The organism is Myxococcus sp. CA051A (genome assembly GCF_013336705.1).
GTDB classification, from domain to species: Bacteria; Myxococcota; Myxococcia; order Myxococcales; family Myxococcaceae; genus Myxococcus; species Myxococcus llanfairpwllgwyngyllgogerychwyrndrobwllllantysiliogogogochensis.
Genome location: NZ_JABUMS010000014.1, coordinates 62,665 through 78,347, shown reverse-complemented (window position 1 = coordinate 78,347; position 15,683 = coordinate 62,665). Strand labels below are relative to the sequence as shown.

The 15,683-nt window shown below is 67.8% G+C and carries 17 protein-coding genes; 8 read left to right on the top strand and 9 right to left on the bottom strand.

From position 1 onward, the window contains the following. Window positions 1-59: 59 nt before the first annotated feature. From HUA74_RS46495 to HUA74_RS33070, 3 genes are all read left to right on the top strand, one after another. Window positions 60-458: a MarR family transcriptional regulator gene (locus HUA74_RS46495; protein WP_217443627.1), complete on the top strand. Its 399-nt coding sequence runs from the start codon at window positions 60-62 to the stop codon at window positions 456-458. A gap of 486 nt (window positions 459-944) precedes the next feature. Next, window positions 945-1,439, top strand: coding sequence for a hypothetical protein (locus tag HUA74_RS33075; protein WP_141641432.1), 495 nt, complete (start codon window positions 945-947; stop codon window positions 1,437-1,439). A gap of 196 nt (window positions 1,440-1,635) precedes the next feature. Beyond that, the gene (locus HUA74_RS33070) at window positions 1,636-3,279 is read left to right on the top strand and encodes an LVIVD repeat-containing protein (protein ID WP_174457730.1); all 1,644 of its coding nucleotides are present in this window, start codon (window positions 1,636-1,638) and stop codon (window positions 3,277-3,279) included. Window positions 3,280-3,351: 72 nt separating this feature from the next. Here HUA74_RS33070 and HUA74_RS33065 read toward each other — a convergent pair whose 3' ends face one another. From HUA74_RS33065 to HUA74_RS33050, 4 genes are all read right to left on the bottom strand, one after another. Then, window positions 3,352-3,864 (bottom strand): hypothetical protein, encoded by a 513-nt coding sequence (locus HUA74_RS33065; protein ID WP_217443626.1) that lies wholly within the window; start codon window positions 3,862-3,864, stop codon window positions 3,352-3,354. A gap of 153 nt (window positions 3,865-4,017) precedes the next feature. Then, window positions 4,018-4,803 (bottom strand): thioesterase family protein, encoded by a 786-nt coding sequence (locus HUA74_RS33060; RefSeq protein WP_174457729.1) that lies wholly within the window; start codon window positions 4,801-4,803, stop codon window positions 4,018-4,020. Window positions 4,804-4,806: 3 nt separating this feature from the next. Continuing rightward, complete coding sequence (locus HUA74_RS33055; RefSeq protein WP_174457728.1) at window positions 4,807-5,802, bottom strand: bifunctional helix-turn-helix transcriptional regulator/GNAT family N-acetyltransferase; 996 nt, start codon at window positions 5,800-5,802, stop codon at window positions 4,807-4,809. Between the two features lie 221 nt (window positions 5,803-6,023). Beyond that, a complete protein-coding gene (locus HUA74_RS33050; RefSeq protein ID WP_174457727.1) occupies window positions 6,024-7,370 on the bottom strand; it encodes a thioredoxin family protein in 1,347 nt (448 codons plus the stop codon). Between the two features lie 140 nt (window positions 7,371-7,510). Between HUA74_RS33050 and HUA74_RS33045 the strand changes: the two genes are divergently transcribed. Further along, window positions 7,511-8,458, top strand: a complete 948-nt coding sequence (locus HUA74_RS33045) for a hypothetical protein (protein WP_174457726.1) — start codon at window positions 7,511-7,513, stop codon at window positions 8,456-8,458. A gap of 78 nt (window positions 8,459-8,536) precedes the next feature. Here the strand turns inward: HUA74_RS33045 and HUA74_RS33040 are convergent, their stop codons facing one another. Further along, on the bottom strand, window positions 8,537-8,992 hold the full coding sequence (locus tag HUA74_RS33040; RefSeq protein WP_141641424.1) for a MarR family winged helix-turn-helix transcriptional regulator: 456 nt from the start codon (window positions 8,990-8,992) through the stop codon (window positions 8,537-8,539). Window positions 8,993-9,022: 30 nt separating this feature from the next. Between HUA74_RS33040 and HUA74_RS33035 the strand changes: the two genes are divergently transcribed. After that, window positions 9,023-10,180 (top strand): NAD(P)/FAD-dependent oxidoreductase, encoded by a 1,158-nt coding sequence (locus tag HUA74_RS33035; protein ID WP_174457725.1) that lies wholly within the window; start codon window positions 9,023-9,025, stop codon window positions 10,178-10,180. 26 nt (window positions 10,181-10,206) lie between these two features. Here HUA74_RS33035 and HUA74_RS33030 read toward each other — a convergent pair whose 3' ends face one another. After that, window positions 10,207-10,635: a hypothetical protein gene (locus tag HUA74_RS33030; protein ID WP_174457724.1), complete on the bottom strand. Its 429-nt coding sequence runs from the start codon at window positions 10,633-10,635 to the stop codon at window positions 10,207-10,209. Between the two features lie 114 nt (window positions 10,636-10,749). Here HUA74_RS33030 and HUA74_RS33025 point away from each other — a divergent pair, with 114 nt between their 5' ends. Further along, window positions 10,750-11,511 (top strand): hypothetical protein, encoded by a 762-nt coding sequence (locus HUA74_RS33025; protein ID WP_174457723.1) that lies wholly within the window; start codon window positions 10,750-10,752, stop codon window positions 11,509-11,511. Window position 11,512: 1 nt separating this feature from the next. Next, window positions 11,513-12,172, top strand: a complete 660-nt coding sequence (locus HUA74_RS33020) for an SCO family protein (RefSeq protein WP_174457722.1) — start codon at window positions 11,513-11,515, stop codon at window positions 12,170-12,172. Window positions 12,173-12,254: 82 nt separating this feature from the next. Here the strand turns inward: HUA74_RS33020 and HUA74_RS33015 are convergent, their stop codons facing one another. The 3 genes from HUA74_RS33015 to HUA74_RS33005 form a co-directional block, all read right to left on the bottom strand. After that, window positions 12,255-12,449, bottom strand: coding sequence for a hypothetical protein (locus tag HUA74_RS33015; protein WP_141641419.1), 195 nt, complete (start codon window positions 12,447-12,449; stop codon window positions 12,255-12,257). Between the two features lie 16 nt (window positions 12,450-12,465). Beyond that, window positions 12,466-13,185: a DUF1775 domain-containing protein gene (locus tag HUA74_RS33010; RefSeq protein ID WP_174457721.1), complete on the bottom strand. Its 720-nt coding sequence runs from the start codon at window positions 13,183-13,185 to the stop codon at window positions 12,466-12,468. Between the two features lie 170 nt (window positions 13,186-13,355). Next, complete coding sequence (locus tag HUA74_RS33005; RefSeq protein ID WP_174457720.1) at window positions 13,356-14,645, bottom strand: AAA family ATPase; 1,290 nt, start codon at window positions 14,643-14,645, stop codon at window positions 13,356-13,358. 170 nt (window positions 14,646-14,815) lie between these two features. Between HUA74_RS33005 and HUA74_RS33000 the strand changes: the two genes are divergently transcribed. Next, on the top strand, window positions 14,816-15,661 hold the full coding sequence (locus tag HUA74_RS33000) for a DUF2911 domain-containing protein (RefSeq protein WP_174457719.1): 846 nt from the start codon (window positions 14,816-14,818) through the stop codon (window positions 15,659-15,661). The last annotated feature ends 22 nt before the right edge of the window (window positions 15,662-15,683 follow it).

Sequence of the window (15,683 nt, the reverse complement as noted above, 5' to 3'; positions counted from 1 at the left end):
GTCAAGATGAATCCCCAATGAAGAAGCCAACACAATCCTCCGTGCCCAACGAGGGGCTGGTGGACGCCCTCGTACGCGCCGCCTTCGTCACGACCTCCGTGCTCAACAGGCTCGGCGCCGAAAACGACCTGTCCCTCACCCTGCTTCGAGTCTGCGGAATACTCCGGGACCGGCGCCTCCGCATGGTCGCGCTCGCCGACTATCTGGGCCTTGAGAAGTCGACGATGACGGGACTCATCGACCGGGCTGAGAAGAGAGGGCTCGTAGCGCGCTCGCCAAGCGCGGAAGACGGCAGGGCCATCGACGTCTTTCTAACGAACCAGGGCGCGGAGCTCGTCGAGCGCCTGTATTCACAAGTCCAACAGGCGCTCGCACCACTCACGGAGCGGCTCAACACCGCGGACCAGCAGCGCCTCCAAGCTCTGCTTCTGCGGATGCTCGACGCTCCGGACAGCTGAGGCGTAGCCCTTGAGGTCGGAGGCGACCAGGGAGTCGTTCAGGCAATTCAGGTGCTCGCATGCAAGGAGTTCGTCGGAGCTCTTCGACAGACAGAACTTCTCGTTGCAGGCAATGCGGTGCGCGGTCCTCCTTCCCTCGTTGTCGATGGGGCCCTCCACCTGCGGGGGATTCGCTTCCGGGGCGGCGGCCCCGGGGACCTTGGGACCTGGCCGTGAGGACGGCCTCCATGCGCTCAGGGGGCTTCGAGAATGTGCAACCCAGAATTCAGGGATTGCCCTGCCCAGGCACGCAAGTGCAGACTCCCGTCGCTCTCGATTCACAAGGTGATGCGGATGCGGCCCGGTGTCGTTGTGGGTGGTATCTCGCATTCCCATGTGGATTCGGGCGCCGGGGCTTGCGCGTCGTGGCGATGCCTCGCGAATCCATGGGCCGTGTGATGGCTGTGTGACATTGACGCATTGAATGACGACGACGGGGGTATTGGCATGCGAATGCAATTCGATGTGCGCCTGGTTTGTGCCGCATTCCTGGTGGCGACGACGCTGTCGGCCTGTGGCGCTGAGTCGCCGGGCGGCGACGGCCTCACTTTGGAGAGCCGCGAAGCGGAGCTGTCGTGTCAGGTGACGCAGCAGTGCACCAACACCACGGTGTCCTGCGGCTCCGCGAGCGGTGTCTGTACCTCCGGGGTGGACAACGGAGGATGGGTGGAGTGCGATGGCACGCGGACCTACTGTCCCTCGGTCACCGCTTGCACGTGTCAGCCCGAGCGACGCGTGGTCGCAGGGTACGGAGTCCACCCGCGGTGCGCTGGGGCCTATCTCTCGGCGAGCCGGGATGCCCGCGAGAACGCGGCGGCTCAGTGCCCTCGGGGCGTCTGCAACGCCGTGGAGGAGAGGGGCGAGTGCTTCGCGACGCCGGAGGAGGCCAACGCGGACGTGACGCTGACCTTCTCCTGCATGGGACCTCCGAACTGCCAGTGAGAGGCGCCGCTTGAGGGAGGGTGATGCCCGAACGCCTGAGGGCCTCGGGCGTCACCCTCCGCTGGATTCTGGGCACGCGGGCAGTGCCACCAGCGGATGGGGTTTCATCGAAGGCCTGAGGGAAAACGCGCGGCAGCGTCGTCTCCTCCGGAATGGCACCCATGCCCCTTCATGGTGGCCTTCCAGGAGGTTCCACATGGCGATGTCCCTTCGGGTCCTGCTGTTCACCGGGTTGCTGTTGATGTCCGTGTGTCTCTCTGGCTGTGAGGACTCACCCGACCCGGACTCCTCCGACTCCGGGTCGCCTGATGCGGGGCTCCCCGACGCGGGACCCGTGGTCTGGGATGGCACCTATACCGAGCTCGAAGAGCGCGGAGACATCCTGGACACGGGGCCCTTCGCGCCGTGCACCTTCGATACCCGGGACGCGGGTGCCACGACGTGCGAGGAGCTGTCCCGCTTCGACCTCTCCCAGTGCAATCTCGGCTCGCTGTCCGAGGTGGAGGCCGGGTCCATCTACTTGTACCCGCTCCGGGACGCACGGCCCGTTCCGGACGGGGGCAACGCCGTCATCGAGGTGGGGGGCGTCCACTTCACGGAGGATGGCGGCAACATGTTCTATGTGCCCTTGCCACTGAGGGACACGGGACCTGGGCGCTTCTTCGTGCGTGGTTTCGCTCCTGCTTCGACGGCCGCCATCACCCTGGCGGGCTGCGAGCAGAAGGAGACCGACATCATCACCGGGTGCTTCGCCTACTGCTACCGGGCGCGGCTCATCCGGTCGGGAACCTTCGAGGCGCATCGGGTCTCCAGGTGGGGAGGAGAGCCCGAGTCCTCCGGTGGCCTGGAGTTGCTCTCCGAGGGTTACACTCCCCTGGGCCACCCCCTGGACCTCTACGTCACCAAGGGGCACGCCTACGTCGTCTCGATTCCCAAGCAGGTCCGCACGGGCGGCCTTTCCATCTTCGACGTCAGCAACCCGCGCGCGCCCGTCCTCAAGAAGACCCTCTCCCTCCCCGGGGACAACACCTGGAACGGGGTCTGGGCCAAGGGTGATGCCCTGTATATCGCCAGCAACACCTCGGGGACGCTCGTCTACGACATCTCCCAGCCCGCCGAGCCCCTGTTCATCCGTGGCCTCACCACGGGAGGCACGGGGACACATACGGTGCTTGTTGATGGAGACCGGCTCTACTCGATGGCGCCTGGCACCGGCACCTTCGTGCATGACATCTCGGAGCCGCTGTCGCCGCGTCTGCTGACGGTCATCGCGCTGCCCGACGCGGCCCTCCTGGGCGGTCCCCACGACACCTTCGTGTACGAGAACCGCCTGTATGTCAGTGATGCCTTCCGCGGCTACTTCGTCGTGGACGTCACCGACCTGGACCATGTCCGCGAGCTGGGTGGGTACGTCCGTCCGGACTTCACCTTCGCGCACCACAGCGCGGTGGGTACCTTCGCCGGGCGGACCATCGCCTTCGAGGGCGGAGAGTTCCAGTACGCCCATCTGCGCGTGCTCGACGTCACCCGTCCGGAGCGCATCGTGAAGATTGGCGAGTTCCGCACCCACCGGCCCTTCACCTCCATCCACAACCTCCTCCTGCGCGACAATCTCCTCTACATCGCCTGGTACCAGGACGGCGTGCGTGTGCTGGATGTGTCCAATCCCACGCGCCCCCGGCAGGTGGCCCACTACAACACCTTCCGCGAGGCGGACCCCTACCGCACCGAGAGCCCCTTCGAGGGGCTGCTCGGCATTCGCGTGCCCGGCGACGGGTATGTGTACGCGGCGGACTCCTCGCGCGGCCTGCTCATCTTCAACGAACTCGCCCAGCCGTAGCCCTCGTCCACGCGGACTCCGGGAGCTGGGCGTAAGGGGGACGCCCGCTTCTGGAGTTCGTATTCTCAGGCCCTAGCCATCGGCCCGGGAGAAATCCATGACCCAGTTCGTCTCCCACGTGTTCCCGCCGTCCGAGGAGAACGCCTGCTCCCAGCGCGGCTTCGCCGTGGTGACGCGCGACCAGGTGTAGCGGACGCGGATGGGCTGACCCTCGAAGGTGTCCACGCCCTCGAAGATGCCAACGTCGTCCGTGAACGAGCCGACCACGGGCGGCTCAAGGGCGCCGCGGCGGTTGTCCACCCAGTAGATGGACCACTGCTTCGTTTCCGGATTGAAGAACTGGAACGCGGAGCCGATGAATCCGCTCCAGTAGTCGGTGCGGTACTCGTCCTCGATTCCCATTCCGCCCAGAAGCGGGCGGGCCACGCTCGTGGCCTTGAACTCGATCCACTCGGTGGAGCCATTGAGCCGCTCGCGCAGGCGTCGATTGTGGATGTCCCACCGGCCGACCCAGAAATCGAAGGCACGTGCTCCGTCCCGGGTTGGCACGACGTCCTTCTGCACCACTGCTTGCTCCTTGTTCACGTTCACTCCTGTGTCATTCCCCGAAGGGGGAGGGCGAGGCGCACGGTAGGAGGCATATAGGGTGGAATCGGCCCTCATTCGGACAAGCCAGGTCCGAATGGCGGTGGGTCGGCGCCCCAGCGCCCAGGGCCATCCAGGTGACTCGTGCTCCGGTCAGCGAGGTCGGACGAGCAGGGTCTGTTCGGCTCGTCCGATATGCCCATGCATGTCGAAGAGGTCGGAGCTGGTGAGGCCGTGACCTGTCGGCCCGAAGGTCACACGCGTGTCGAAGCCAGTCCAGGCGCCGACGGGCTGGCGAAACAGGTGAATGGTCAGGTCGACGTTCGGGAACTGCCACTCCTCGGGCCGACGACGGACCGCGATTCCATTGGACGTGTCCACGAGCAGCGCGCAGCGCGCGAGGTCGCTCACGGGGTCGCCATCGACGATGGCCAGCGGCGTCGTGAGCCACGCGGTGGTCCGGCCGGGGCTTGGGCCCTCGATGGCGCGCATGTCGACCGAGGCGACGTAGTCACCCGGCCACGCGGTGGTGAGGTCGAACCCGCGGCCGTCCTCGGGCGGCGGCAGGGCTTCACGTGCGCCGCCCGCTATCGCGGACGTGTCGTGCGTCGCGAGCAGCCACACGCGCGCGCGGAGCACGGGACGACCGCGCTGCGACAGGACTCCCTCGACGAGGTCGACGGCGCGACCAGGACGCAGCAGCTCGAACGCCACGTCACATCGAGAGAAGTCGAGAACGCCGAGGTAGTCGTAGCTGATGCGAGTCACGAGCTTGCCGCCCGTCTTGCGGCCGGCGAGCCAGCGCTCCAGCTCATGCAGGAGCAGTCCATTGACGGGGCTGATGTGCAGCTCCTCCGGATTCCACGCGCCGGCGCAGGCGCGCTGCGGAAGGAACCCACCGTCTTCCGTGCGGACGAAGTAGGCGCGTGGTCCGGTCATCGGTCATGACTCCCGCTGTGAAGACGGGGGCAGGGGATTCAGGTCACCCCTCGGCCTGTATGACATCGCCACGTCACATCGCGCGTAGCGCGCCCCGAACAGCCGCATGATCTCCGCGTCGTGCACGAAGCCCAGCTTCTCGTAGAGGTGGATGGCGGGCGCGCACTTCTTGTTGGTCAGCAGGTAGACCTTGTCGAACCCCAGGCTGGAGGCCCTCTGCAGGGTCTTCGCGAGCAGGAACTCGCCGACCTTCAGGCCCCGGGCGCTCTTCAAGACACCCATCTTGGTCAACTCGACCCAGCCGCCCTTGGACACCATCAGGGCGCAGGTCCCGACCACGCCCAGCCGTGGCGTCTCGGCGAACAGCACCACGCCTCCCTTGTCGAGGATCAGCTCCCGCGGCTTCGACAGGAGGGCGATGTCGTTCGCCTCGAGGGTGAACATGTCCTGAATCCATTCGGCGTTGATTCGATGGAAGGCCTCGGCCAGGTCGTCGGAGAAGTCGCGCGCCCACATCGCGGGCGGACCGGCGGCTTCGCTCCGGCTCAGCAACGAGGACTCCGCCAGCCGTGCCTCCACCCTGGTCAGGCCCTGCATGAAGTCGCCCGACAACCCCTCGACCAGTGAAGCCGCGGCGGGCTCGATGCGCGGCAACAACTGCGTCTGGACGCGGACCATCAGGGCCTCGCCCTTTTCTGTCAGCGCCAGTCGCTTGGCGCGCTGGTCGTCCGGCGAGCGCCGCACTTCGACGAAGTCTTCCAGGGTCCCGAGCGCGCGAGTCACCGTGGGTTGGGCCACCCGCAACCGTTCGGCCAGTTCTCCCACCGTCATCGGGCCGTGCAGGCGGAGCGTCATCAACATCGACATCTGGGCCGGCTGGACTGGCAGGTCCAACGAGCGGGCCACCTCAGCGGCGTCGGCCTGCATCCGCTCGGCGAGTCGCTTGAGACGGCTGCCCAGAAAGCCCACGCCAAGTCCCGCCAGAAGATCCACTTCCATGTCGCACCTCCGTATTCATAGCGCGCTATATATCTAGCTATGAATCAGGCGGAGCGCAATGGACTTTCCGGCGGGACGACGTGCACCTCGTCGTCCAGCGGCACCCAATGTCCGTGTCGAGGTCCCGTCGCGTGGACAGCCAACACCCCGCGGAAAACGTCCACCGCGCGCCCAGCCTGATGCAGATGCACCTCAGGCCCTGTGCGTCACCTGTCCATCGCTCACGGTGACGGAGGGCCGCCTTCCGCGCGCAGCTGCGAGAGGACCCGCTCGAGGACCTGTCGCTGCAGGTGGTTCTTGGGAACGGACGCTTGTTCCAGCTCGCTTAGGGCCTGCGTCAGCAGTGCTTCCGCCTGGGCACGCTTGCCGCTCGCGCTGAGGATTCGCGCCTGTCCCGCGAGGACCGTGCCCCGCGAGGCGCCCTTGGCGAGTGACAACGCACGCTCACTGGCGGCGAGGGCCCGCTCGTGCTGTCCCGCCATCAGGTGCAGCGTGGCGAGCCGCGCGGGCGGGTTGTAGTCCTCCGGCAGCTCCCGCTCACTGCGCTCCAATCGCGAGAGGGCTGCCTCCGGGCGAGCCAGCAGCGCGACCGCCATCACCCGATGCGAGTCGAGCGCGGCCCGCTCCTCGGCGCTGCGCGCGCGTGTGGCCTGCTCCTCCAGGAAACGCCACCACGTCTCCGCCAGCTCGCGCATGCTCGCCTCGTCTCCCGACGCCTCGTGGACCTCGCAGCCCACCTCGTAGAGCGAGGAGCGCAGCGCTGGCGTCAGCGTGCCTTCGGGCGCCTCACGGGCCCGAGCCGCCTCCTGGGCGAGTTGTTCGCGCAGCGCTCGAGCCTCATCCGTCTTCGCATCCAGCGCGCAGCCCATGCCCACGTACAGCACCCGGGTGCGGTCATCCACGCGGGGCAGGTGCCCAAGCTCCTGGGCCGCCACGCGCATGCAGGAGACCGCGTCGCCCATGGCGGTGAGCGACTTGAGCCACGAAACCACGGCGCTGGCCCGGCGCGAGTCCTCGGGCGTCCAGTGCGCCACGGCCTGCTGGTAGGCCGCCGCTGCCTCCGCGTGGTGGCCGGTGAGCGCGAGCCCGTCCGCCCTGGACAGCTCCTCCCCGCCCGCGCGCCCCCGCTGGAAGGCCTGCTCTCCCTGCGCGAGCAACCCGAGCAACTGGGGCACGGACACTCCGCCCAGCGAGCGCACGAGGACCGCGCCCTGTTCCGGCTCCAGGATGAGCACGGTGGGCCACGTATCCACCGGATAGCGCTGGAGGAAGGCCTCATTGGCCGGGGCATCCGTGTCGATGGCGAGCCAGACGAAGCGGCCCTCCTGTTCCCCCAGGGCGGGTGAGGTCAGCACCGTCGAGCGCATCGAACGACACGACTGGCACCAGGGCGCCCAGGTCTCCACGAAGAGGGGCCGCTGCTTCTCCCGCGCCTCCCGAAGCGCCCTTTCCCAATCATTCTCGATGAATGCGGGCCCTGATTTGGAATTGGCGCGCTGCGTCGAAGGACTGCTGGAGGCGCAGCCCCAGAGCAGGAGCAGGACACCGAGGACAGGTCTCATCGTCATGGTTTCTCCAGGGATGTCGCAGGGATGTCGCCCCAGACATTCCCGAAACCGGCCGGGTTCCCACCTGCGACGCAACTTCGTGCGGGCTCTGTGAGAAAATGATGGAAACGCCCAGCACCCCCCATGGGCGGGAGCCCTTCATGAGCCCCATCGACCGCAACCGTCCCGCTGCCACGCCTGTCGCCTCGACGCAGACCTTGCGCGCGTCCCTGAAGAACCCGCTGGGCGGACTGGTGGAGGCCGCGAAGAACGGGCTGAAGGAAGTCCCGCGCTTCCTGGAGCAGGGCAAGGATGTCTTCGAGGCCACGCACCTGAGCGAGGTCAAGAAGCTGTTCGGCGGGGACTCGAAGCCGGACCGGACGCAGGACGGCAAGCTCATGGGCGCCAAGGGGCAGACCTTCGCGCCGGGCACGCCGCTCAAGGACATCCCCGGCGTCACCCCGCGGGACAACCCGAACCCTTCGAAGACCATCCTCTACGTCAACGGCATCATGACGCCGGCGGCCAACCAGCTCGGCGAGATGAAGGCCATCGCGGAGAAGGCGGATGCGCGCGTCATCGGCATCCACAACGCGACGCAGGGAATCGTCGCGGACCTGGCCCAGTGCGTGGGTGACAAGCTGGACAAGGGCAAGAACCCCGCCGTGGACACGCTGGCGGACACCCTCTACGGCGAGCTGAAGGCGGGCCGCGACGTCCACCTGATGGGCTACAGCCAGGGCGGCCTCATCACCGCGCGCGCGCTGTTCGACGTCGAGCGCCGGCTGCGCATCGAGGACGGTATGTCCCCCGCGCAGGTCGAGAAGGCGATGGGCAAGCTGAGCGTGGAGACCTTCGGCGCCGCGTCCACCAAGTACCCGGACGGACCGAAGTACGTGCACTACGTCAACAACGCGGACGCGGTGCCCACGCTCACCGGCCTGGGCGGCAGCTTCGACCCCGTCGCGTTCGCGAAGGACGCCGGCAAGGGCGCCGTGGTGCACCGCTTCACCGATGGCAACCTCAACCTCATCGGCAACCACATGCTGGACACGATGTACATGAAGCACCGCGTGCCCTTCGAAGAGGCCCGCGCCGGCAACTTCTAGTGTCCTGACGGTAGGAAGAGGGTCAGCGCCACGCCGGGCACGGCCCTGCTCCGGTGGAGTCCCGGTCGGGACACGGCGCTAACCCTCTGTTTCAAGGTTTTGAACGACGCGCTGCAGGAGCTCACGCAGGAGTGCCTTCTCCTTCTGCGTGAAGCCCGCGGTCGCCTCGTCCTCTCCGAGCATCAGCGCCGCTTTCGCTTCGGGAAGTCGGGCGCGGGCCTGGGGAGTCAGCGAGGTGAGGCTTGCTCGCTTGTCCTCCGGATTGGGCTCGCGCAGGACCACGCCGTCGCGCTCCATGCGCGCGAGCATCTCCGCCATCGTCGGCTGCTCGACGCGCGCCCGCTCCGCGAGCGTCTTCTGCGACAGCGTCCCCCCATCCTCGAGCGCCGTCAGGACGGGGAGCTGGCTCATGCCGAGGCCCAGCGGACGCAAGCGTGACTCATGCAGCCGCATGAGCAGCCGTGATGCGCGGTTGATCCAATACGCCGACGTGGATTCCGGGTTCCAGGCGCGAGCCTTGCGTTCGTGTTGCATAGGGCCCTTTGTAATATTAGTTAGGGGCCTATGCAAACTGGAAAGCGCATTGGAATCGTAGGGGGTGGACCGGGTGGGCTGACGCTCGCGCGGATTCTGGCGACACGGGGCATTGGCTCCACGGTGTTCGAGCTGGATGAGCACCGGCTGTCACGTCCGCAGGGTGGCTCGCTGGACTTGCACGAGGACTCGGCCCTGGTCGCTCTGCGCCATGCAGGGCTCGAGGCGGGGTTCAAGGCGCTCGCGCGCTATGACGACCAGGGCGACGCGCTCTATGACCATCTGGGGACGCTGCGCTTCCAGTTGGGGGGAGACCCAAGTGGTGGCCGGCCCGAGATTGACCGCGAGCAACTGCGCACGCTCCTGCTCGACAGCCTTCCTCCCGAGACGATTCGGTGGGGAAGCAAGGTGCGCGCGGTGGAACCCCTGTCGGATGGGCGCTATCGCGTCGCGAATGAGCACGGCTCGCTCGGTGAGTTCGACCTCGTGGTGGGCGCGGATGGCGCGTGGTCCAAGGTGCGGCCGCTCGTGTCGAGCGAGGAGCCTCGCTACACCGGTGTGATGTTCGTCGAGCTGAGTATCGACGACGTGGACGCGCGGCATCCGGACGTCGCGGCGCTCATTCCTCGCGGCAAGGTTTCCGTGGTCGGCGACTGCCTGGGTCTCATCGCGCAGCGCAGCAGCAACGCGCATGTCCGCGTCTACTTGATGTTCCGCGTGGCCGAGGACTGGCTCCGACACGGCGAGGTGGACCTGTCCTCTCCCGAGCGTGCCCGCGCGGCGCTCAAGGCGCGGTTCACCGGGTGGGCACCTTCACTGCTCCGGTTCATCGATGTGAGCAATGAGACCATCGTCCCGCGTCCCATCATCGCGCTCCCGGTGGGGCATCGGTGGACGCACCGGCCGGGCGTGACGCTGCTGGGGGACGCGGCGCATGTCATGCCGCCATTCTCCGGGGAGGGCGTGAACATGGCCATGCTGGATGCGGCGGAGCTGGCACTGGGGCTCACCGAGGACTCCGACTGGAGTCGCACGGTGGCGGCCTATGAAGCGCGCATGTTCACGCGGGCCGCGGAGGCGGCGGCGGGCGCGATGGAAGGACTCGACTTCGTGTCGGAGCACGCGCTGGCGCACACGCTCGAGCACTTCGAGGCGATTCAGCGGATGGCGGGTGCGCCGCATCCCTGAGCGTGAACACGACAGGGCCGTGAGCTTCAGCGTGCGAGCTGGAGGCGGACCACTGCCTTGTCCTCGACGGAGCCCGACAGGGTGAGCCGCAGCTCCCAGGCGCCGGGCATGAAGAGGTCCAGCTCCGATACCTCGAAGTCGCTCGTGCCCTGAAGCGTGATTCGCGCGGGGCTGTCGAGCCCGTGCCCCATGGTGGGCATCCACGGTTGGAGGGCCAGCACCATGCTTGGGATGGGCTTGCCCGTGGCGACTTCGGTGACTCGGATGCGCAGGCGTTGAGGGCCTCGGCGCAGGGGGACTGCGTCGGCGAGTACTTCGATTCGCAGGCGCCCCGAGGTGCTCGTCACGGATGTCACGGGTGTCGCCAGGACGACGGACTTCTCCGGGGCTGGGGATATCAACGTCGGGGTCGGTGTGGCGCTCAACAGCAGGCACAGCAACATCGCGCTCTTCATTCATCCTCCAGGGCGGGACCTGATGCGCGGGAGCTTGTAGCGACGTGTGCTTCGCCCTGGCGCGCGGCAAGTTGCCACAGCGTGTTCGCGGTCCGTTTGCGCGAGGGTGTGGACATGAGTCCTTCCTCTTCGCGTCCGTCGCGAGGTGCCACCCGGCTGCGTTCGTGGGCCTGGTGGTGCCTGGGCGTCTCGAGTCTCGCCGTGTTGCTCTCGCTCTGTGTCGCCATGCTGTCGGTGGCGAGGTTGGTGCTGTCGGAGGAGTCCTGGCTCCCCGCCGACACAGAGTGGGTTCCCAACCCCGTGCCCCTCCATGGACAGCTTCCCCGGTTCGAGCTTCGGGACATGGACGGAGCGCTGTTTGGAACACGCCAGCTTCGGGGACGGGCGTATGTCCTCCAATTCCTCCCAGAGGAGAGCGCGTCCAGCCACCAGCACCTCGTGACGCGGCTGTCCCGGGTGGAGCGCGGACTGGAGGCCGAGCGCATTCCCTTCCGGTTCGTCGTGGTGGCACGCCCTTCTTTCGCTCGGGTCGAAGGACTGGCGCGCGTCGAAGGCGAAGCGGGCGGGAGCGACCGGACGTCCTGGCACGTGCTGGCGGCAGACACCTCGTGGGAGGCGGAGGTGCTGGCGATGCTGAGCGCGGGCGCGCTCGTGAAGGGTGACTCGTCGCAGAGGTGGTCCACGTTGCTGGTGGACCAGGCAGGTGGGCTTCGGGGCGTCTACGACCTGACGGAATCCCCGCGTGTGGTGGAGGCGCTGGTGGCGGACGCGCGACAGGTCTCCGAGAGCGGCCCGGTGCCGGCCCTCGCGGGGCTGCCCATGGACCACCCTCATGTGCTTGGCGTGGGCTGCGTGGGCGAGCGGGGGAGGTACTGACATGGCCGCGCCTGCCTTGGAACACCGCCGTCGTCGCTGGATGGGGTTGCTCGTCGTGGGAGTGCTGGCGCTCGTCGCGGCGCTCGCGCTCCCGTTGCTGCGCGAGTCACGCGCTCGACTGCGGGCGCGGGGGCTGCCCGGGTTCGGGGCCCTGCCGACCTTTCGCCTGACGGACCAGACGGGACGCCCGTTCTCCGACGCGGACCTGCGCGGTGCGGTCGTCGTCGCGGACTTCATCTTCACGCGCTGCCCCACGGTGTGTCCGCTGCTCACGGCGAAGATGGCCCGCCTCCAGCGTCAGGCGCGCGAGGCGGGGCTGTCGTCGGTGCGTTTCGTCTCGTTCAGCGTGGACCCGCGCTACGACACACCGGAGCGGCTCGCCGCGTACGCGAACACACGTCATCTGGACACGAGCAACTGGTCCCTGCTGACGGGGCCGCTGGAGGACGTGGAGGCCACGGTGCTGGAGGGCTTCCGCGTAATGATGGGGCGGGACGCGGACGCGGGTGACGACGACTTCCTCAGCATCTTCCACGGCGAGCACTTCGTCCTCGTGGACGCGGACGGGCGCATTCGTGGGTACTACCGCGTGGTGGATGACTCCGACGGACTGGAGTCGCTTCAGCGCGACCTGGAGGCGCTGGTTCACGCGGCGGATTGATGAAGACCCGCCGCGGGGAGATGGGTCACCTGTCCGGGCTCGGCCCCGCGTTTCGGAGCGAGCCCGGCGAGGGTGTCCGTGCTCAGCGGCCCGGGGGCTTGAGGTCCGCGGGCAGTCCCGGGCCCGTGGGAGGCCGCTCCAGGCCCGTGGGTTGCGTCAGGCCCTGCGTGGGCAGCACTCCTGAATCCGGCGTGATGGCCGAGGGCGTCTTCGAGCCGCTGTCCGAGCACGCGCAGAGCGCGCACGCGGCAGCCAATGCAAGCAGATGGCGAGTCATGGTGTGTCCTCCCGCCTCAGTACTTGACCCAGATTTCCGTGCCCGGATGAATCTCCGTCAGTTCGTCCGTGTCCGTGTCGGACTCGATGAGGCCCTTCGTCACGGGGTTGGGACTGAACGCGCGATTGCCTGCCCAGACAATCTGCGCGTCGCTGAACACCGCGAAGTCGTGAACGTGCTCCTCCACGGTGTACTTGTTCCAGCCCGGCGTGCGCTTGGGGTAGACGAACAGCGCGGGCGCGGGCTCCGCCTGCGGCGTGGTGCCGGCGTCACCCCCGTGGTCATGCCCCCCCGACGTGCCCACCCACTCCACAATCGTCTCGGCGCCCTGGGCATCCCGGCACGTCTGCGTGGTGGGGAAGTACACGGTGGTGAAGGGTGCATCCGGCAGGCGGGCACGCAGCACCAGCCGGTGCGCATGCGTGTCGGCGGGCAGCACCTCGGCCGTGGAGCCCCGCGTCCACGTGACGGACGTCACGTTGTTGTTCGCGTCCTTCTCCACCACGGCCTTGCCGAAGGTGGAGTCCAGGGGCCGCACGGAGGTGACGCCCGCGGGGATGGCGACCTTGATGCGGTAGGTGTCCGCGCCGCTGCACCCGTGCCCCACGGTGAACTGCGCCTCGTAGGACGTGCCAGCGATTGCGGGACCGGTGCCGGAGACGGCGATGTGGGCGTGGGCGGCGGTGCCGACCAGCAGGCTCGAGAATGCGAGCAACGTCTTGAGAGAGGGCTTCAAGCGGGGCCTCCAGTAAGGAATGACTGCGCCAGCACCTCGGCGTAGCAGACCGCTTCGAGCGCACCGATGCGGCCATTTGCCGCAGCACGACAGGGCAGGCCCATCACTTGCGCCAGACAATCATCCGGAAGCCGGAGGGTGGGCCGCGACAATTCGCCGCACCCCATCGTTCACCACACGGCGTGTTCCCTCAGCAGGGCCCCCAGGGGCCGCGCGCCGCTGCGGTGGGCGTCGAAGAGCTTCGCGGCGAGCTGCCGCGTCGGGTGTGCCCAGCCCATGCGCTCGTGTCCCTCATGCAGCACCGGTGCGCAGTGGATGAGCGCCGCGCGCAGCTCCTCCTCGGAGGCGAACACGGGATGCTCCAGCGGCAGCGGGCTCTGCGTGGCGAGGAAGACCTGCCGTCCGCCCAGCTCGCGCAGGCCCGCCTCCACCCAGCGCGGGTGCAAGCCATTGGCGGGCTCGTCCAGGATGGCGAAGTCCTCGTTGACGTCCAGGTAGTACAAGAGCGACAGCAGCCGCTTCTGGCCGAAGCCCAGCTCCGCCTGCGGCAGCTCGCGCCCGTCGCGTCGGACGAAGTGGAACGCGAAGCCGCCGAACCCCACGCGCCCTCCGTTGTCGAACGAGCGCTTCTCCAGCACCTCCACGCGCAGCCGTCCCGACTCCAGGCCCGCCAGGCTCACGAAGCGCGAGAGGAAGGAGCGCTCCAGCGCGTCGTGGCGAAGCTCCAGGGCATCGAGGAGCGGCTCCTGCTCCACGCGCTCCTTCAGCCACCCGGGCATCCAGCCGGGCAGGGCCATCAGGCCCAGCGGAAACACCTCTCCGTCGCGCGCCTCCATGGCGTAGCGGATGGTGCCCAGGCGCTCGAACATCCCGAGCGCTTCATCGAAGCGCTGCGGCGCCAGCAGGAAGGTCCGCCTCAAGAGCTCCTTGAGACGCTCCTTCATGCCCGCGTCGATGTACTGCGCCGTCATGAACAGCAGCGTCCACACCGAGCGGTCCAGGAGCGACCAGTGCATGGTGCGCGTCCACGCGGCCACGCCGTCCACCTTGCAGTCGATGCCCTCCGCGTCCGCGCGCATCACCAGCCGCGCCGAGGGCGAGGACAGGAGTAGCTCCACCTCGATGAGTGGCTGGAGCCCGGAGTCGGTCGTGGGCGTACGCAGGGGCAACAGCCCCGCGCCCTGCCGCGCGGTGGGCTCCGTGCGCTCGGGCACGCGCGTGTCGTTGCGCGCGTAGACGTGCAGCTTCATGCCGGGGAAGGCGAGCTCGTACTCCAACGCGAAGCGCTCATGGATGAGGCTGGCGAAGTCGGAGGCGAGGACGATGGAGACCAGCTCCAGCAGCGTCGTCCGCCCGGTCCCATTCTCGCCGAGCACCAGGTTGAGTGCCGGGCCGGGCGTCAGCTCGGTGCCGGGAGCCACGCTCCGGAAGTGGTGGACGGTGAGCCGGGTCAGCTTCATGCGGAATCCTCGCCCGGCAGCTTCGTCTTCCCGGGGTACGACGGGAATACCTCGGTCACTGGAGTGTCTGGTGGCTCGCCCGAATCGTTTGGTGAGCGGGGGGCTCGTCTATACACTCCGCCCGCCTTCGCACCCCTCAGGTTCTGTTCAGAAAGGATGATGTGAGGACGATGAAGAACGTTGCCCTCGGATGTCTGCTCTCCGCGCTCGTGGTGTTGGTCGCCGCGCCCGCCTCCGCCCAACTCGAGCTGCCCGCTCCCAGCCCCTCCGCCAAGGTGGCGCAGGACGTGGGTGTCACCTCGGTTTCCATCGACTATTCCAGCCCGGGTGTGAAGGGCCGGAAGGTCTGGGGTGACCTCGTTCCCTGGGACAAGCCCTGGCGCTCGGGTGCCAACTCGGCCACGAAAATCACCTTCAGCCACGACGTGACGTTCGGCGGCAAGGCCGTCCCCGCCGGCACCTACTCCATCGTCACCCTGCCCTCGCAGAAGGGCTGGAAGGTGATGCTGAACAAGGAGCTGGGGCTGTTCTCCTCGGCGGCGCAGTACTCGCCCGCCAACGACGTGGCCACCGTCGCCGCGACGACCGCGGCCATTCCCAGCCGTGAGCGGCTGACGTACGTCTTCAGCAACACCACCGAGGACAGCACCTCGCTGGACCTCGAGTGGGAGAAGCTGCGCGTCTCCGTCCCCATCAAGGTGGACACGGCCACGCTGGCCAAGGCCAACATCGAGAAGGCGGGGCAGACGAGCGCGAGCGAGCAGGCCCAGGCGGCGCGCTACGTGGCGGACTCGACCAAGGACTACGTCGCGGCGCTGAAGCTCGCGGACGCGTCCGTGGCCCTCGACTCCAACTGGTACAACCAGTGGATTCGCGCGGACATCCTCGCGCGCAGCGGCAAGTTCGCCGAGGCCCGCAAGGCCGCCCAGATTTCGTGGGACCTGGGCGAGAAGGACCCGAACTTCTTCTACAAGAACCAGGTCTCCAAGGCCCTGGCGGACTGGAAGAACAAGTAGTCGTCCCGGCGCGAGTGGGGCC

Excerpts from the sequence above, each read along its gene's own strand:
- HUA74_RS33055 (WP_174457728.1), bottom strand. The coding sequence starts at position 5,802 with ATGGAAGTGGATCTTCTGGCGGGACTTGGCGTGGGCTTTCTGGGCAGC.
- HUA74_RS33035 (WP_174457725.1), top strand. The coding sequence starts at position 9,023 with ATGCAAACTGGAAAGCGCATTGGAATCGTAGGGGGTGGACCGGGTGGG.
- HUA74_RS33025 (WP_174457723.1), top strand. The coding sequence starts at position 10,750 with ATGAGTCCTTCCTCTTCGCGTCCGTCGCGAGGTGCCACCCGGCTGCGT.
- HUA74_RS33040 (WP_141641424.1), bottom strand. The coding sequence starts at position 8,992 with ATGCAACACGAACGCAAGGCTCGCGCCTGGAACCCGGAATCCACGTCG.
- HUA74_RS33030 (WP_174457724.1), bottom strand. The coding sequence starts at position 10,635 with ATGAAGAGCGCGATGTTGCTGTGCCTGCTGTTGAGCGCCACACCGACC.
- HUA74_RS33000 (WP_174457719.1), top strand. The coding sequence starts at position 14,816 with ATGAAGAACGTTGCCCTCGGATGTCTGCTCTCCGCGCTCGTGGTGTTG.
- HUA74_RS33005 (WP_174457720.1), bottom strand. The coding sequence starts at position 14,645 with ATGAAGCTGACCCGGCTCACCGTCCACCACTTCCGGAGCGTGGCTCCC.
- HUA74_RS33060 (WP_174457729.1), bottom strand. The coding sequence starts at position 4,803 with ATGACCGGACCACGCGCCTACTTCGTCCGCACGGAAGACGGTGGGTTC.
- HUA74_RS33020 (WP_174457722.1), top strand. The coding sequence starts at position 11,513 with ATGGCCGCGCCTGCCTTGGAACACCGCCGTCGTCGCTGGATGGGGTTG.
- HUA74_RS33015 (WP_141641419.1), bottom strand. The coding sequence starts at position 12,449 with ATGACTCGCCATCTGCTTGCATTGGCTGCCGCGTGCGCGCTCTGCGCG.
- HUA74_RS33075 (WP_141641432.1), top strand. The coding sequence starts at position 945 with ATGCGAATGCAATTCGATGTGCGCCTGGTTTGTGCCGCATTCCTGGTG.
- HUA74_RS33070 (WP_174457730.1), top strand. The coding sequence starts at position 1,636 with ATGGCGATGTCCCTTCGGGTCCTGCTGTTCACCGGGTTGCTGTTGATG.
- HUA74_RS33045 (WP_174457726.1), top strand. The coding sequence starts at position 7,511 with ATGAGCCCCATCGACCGCAACCGTCCCGCTGCCACGCCTGTCGCCTCG.
- HUA74_RS33050 (WP_174457727.1), bottom strand. The coding sequence starts at position 7,370 with ATGACGATGAGACCTGTCCTCGGTGTCCTGCTCCTGCTCTGGGGCTGC.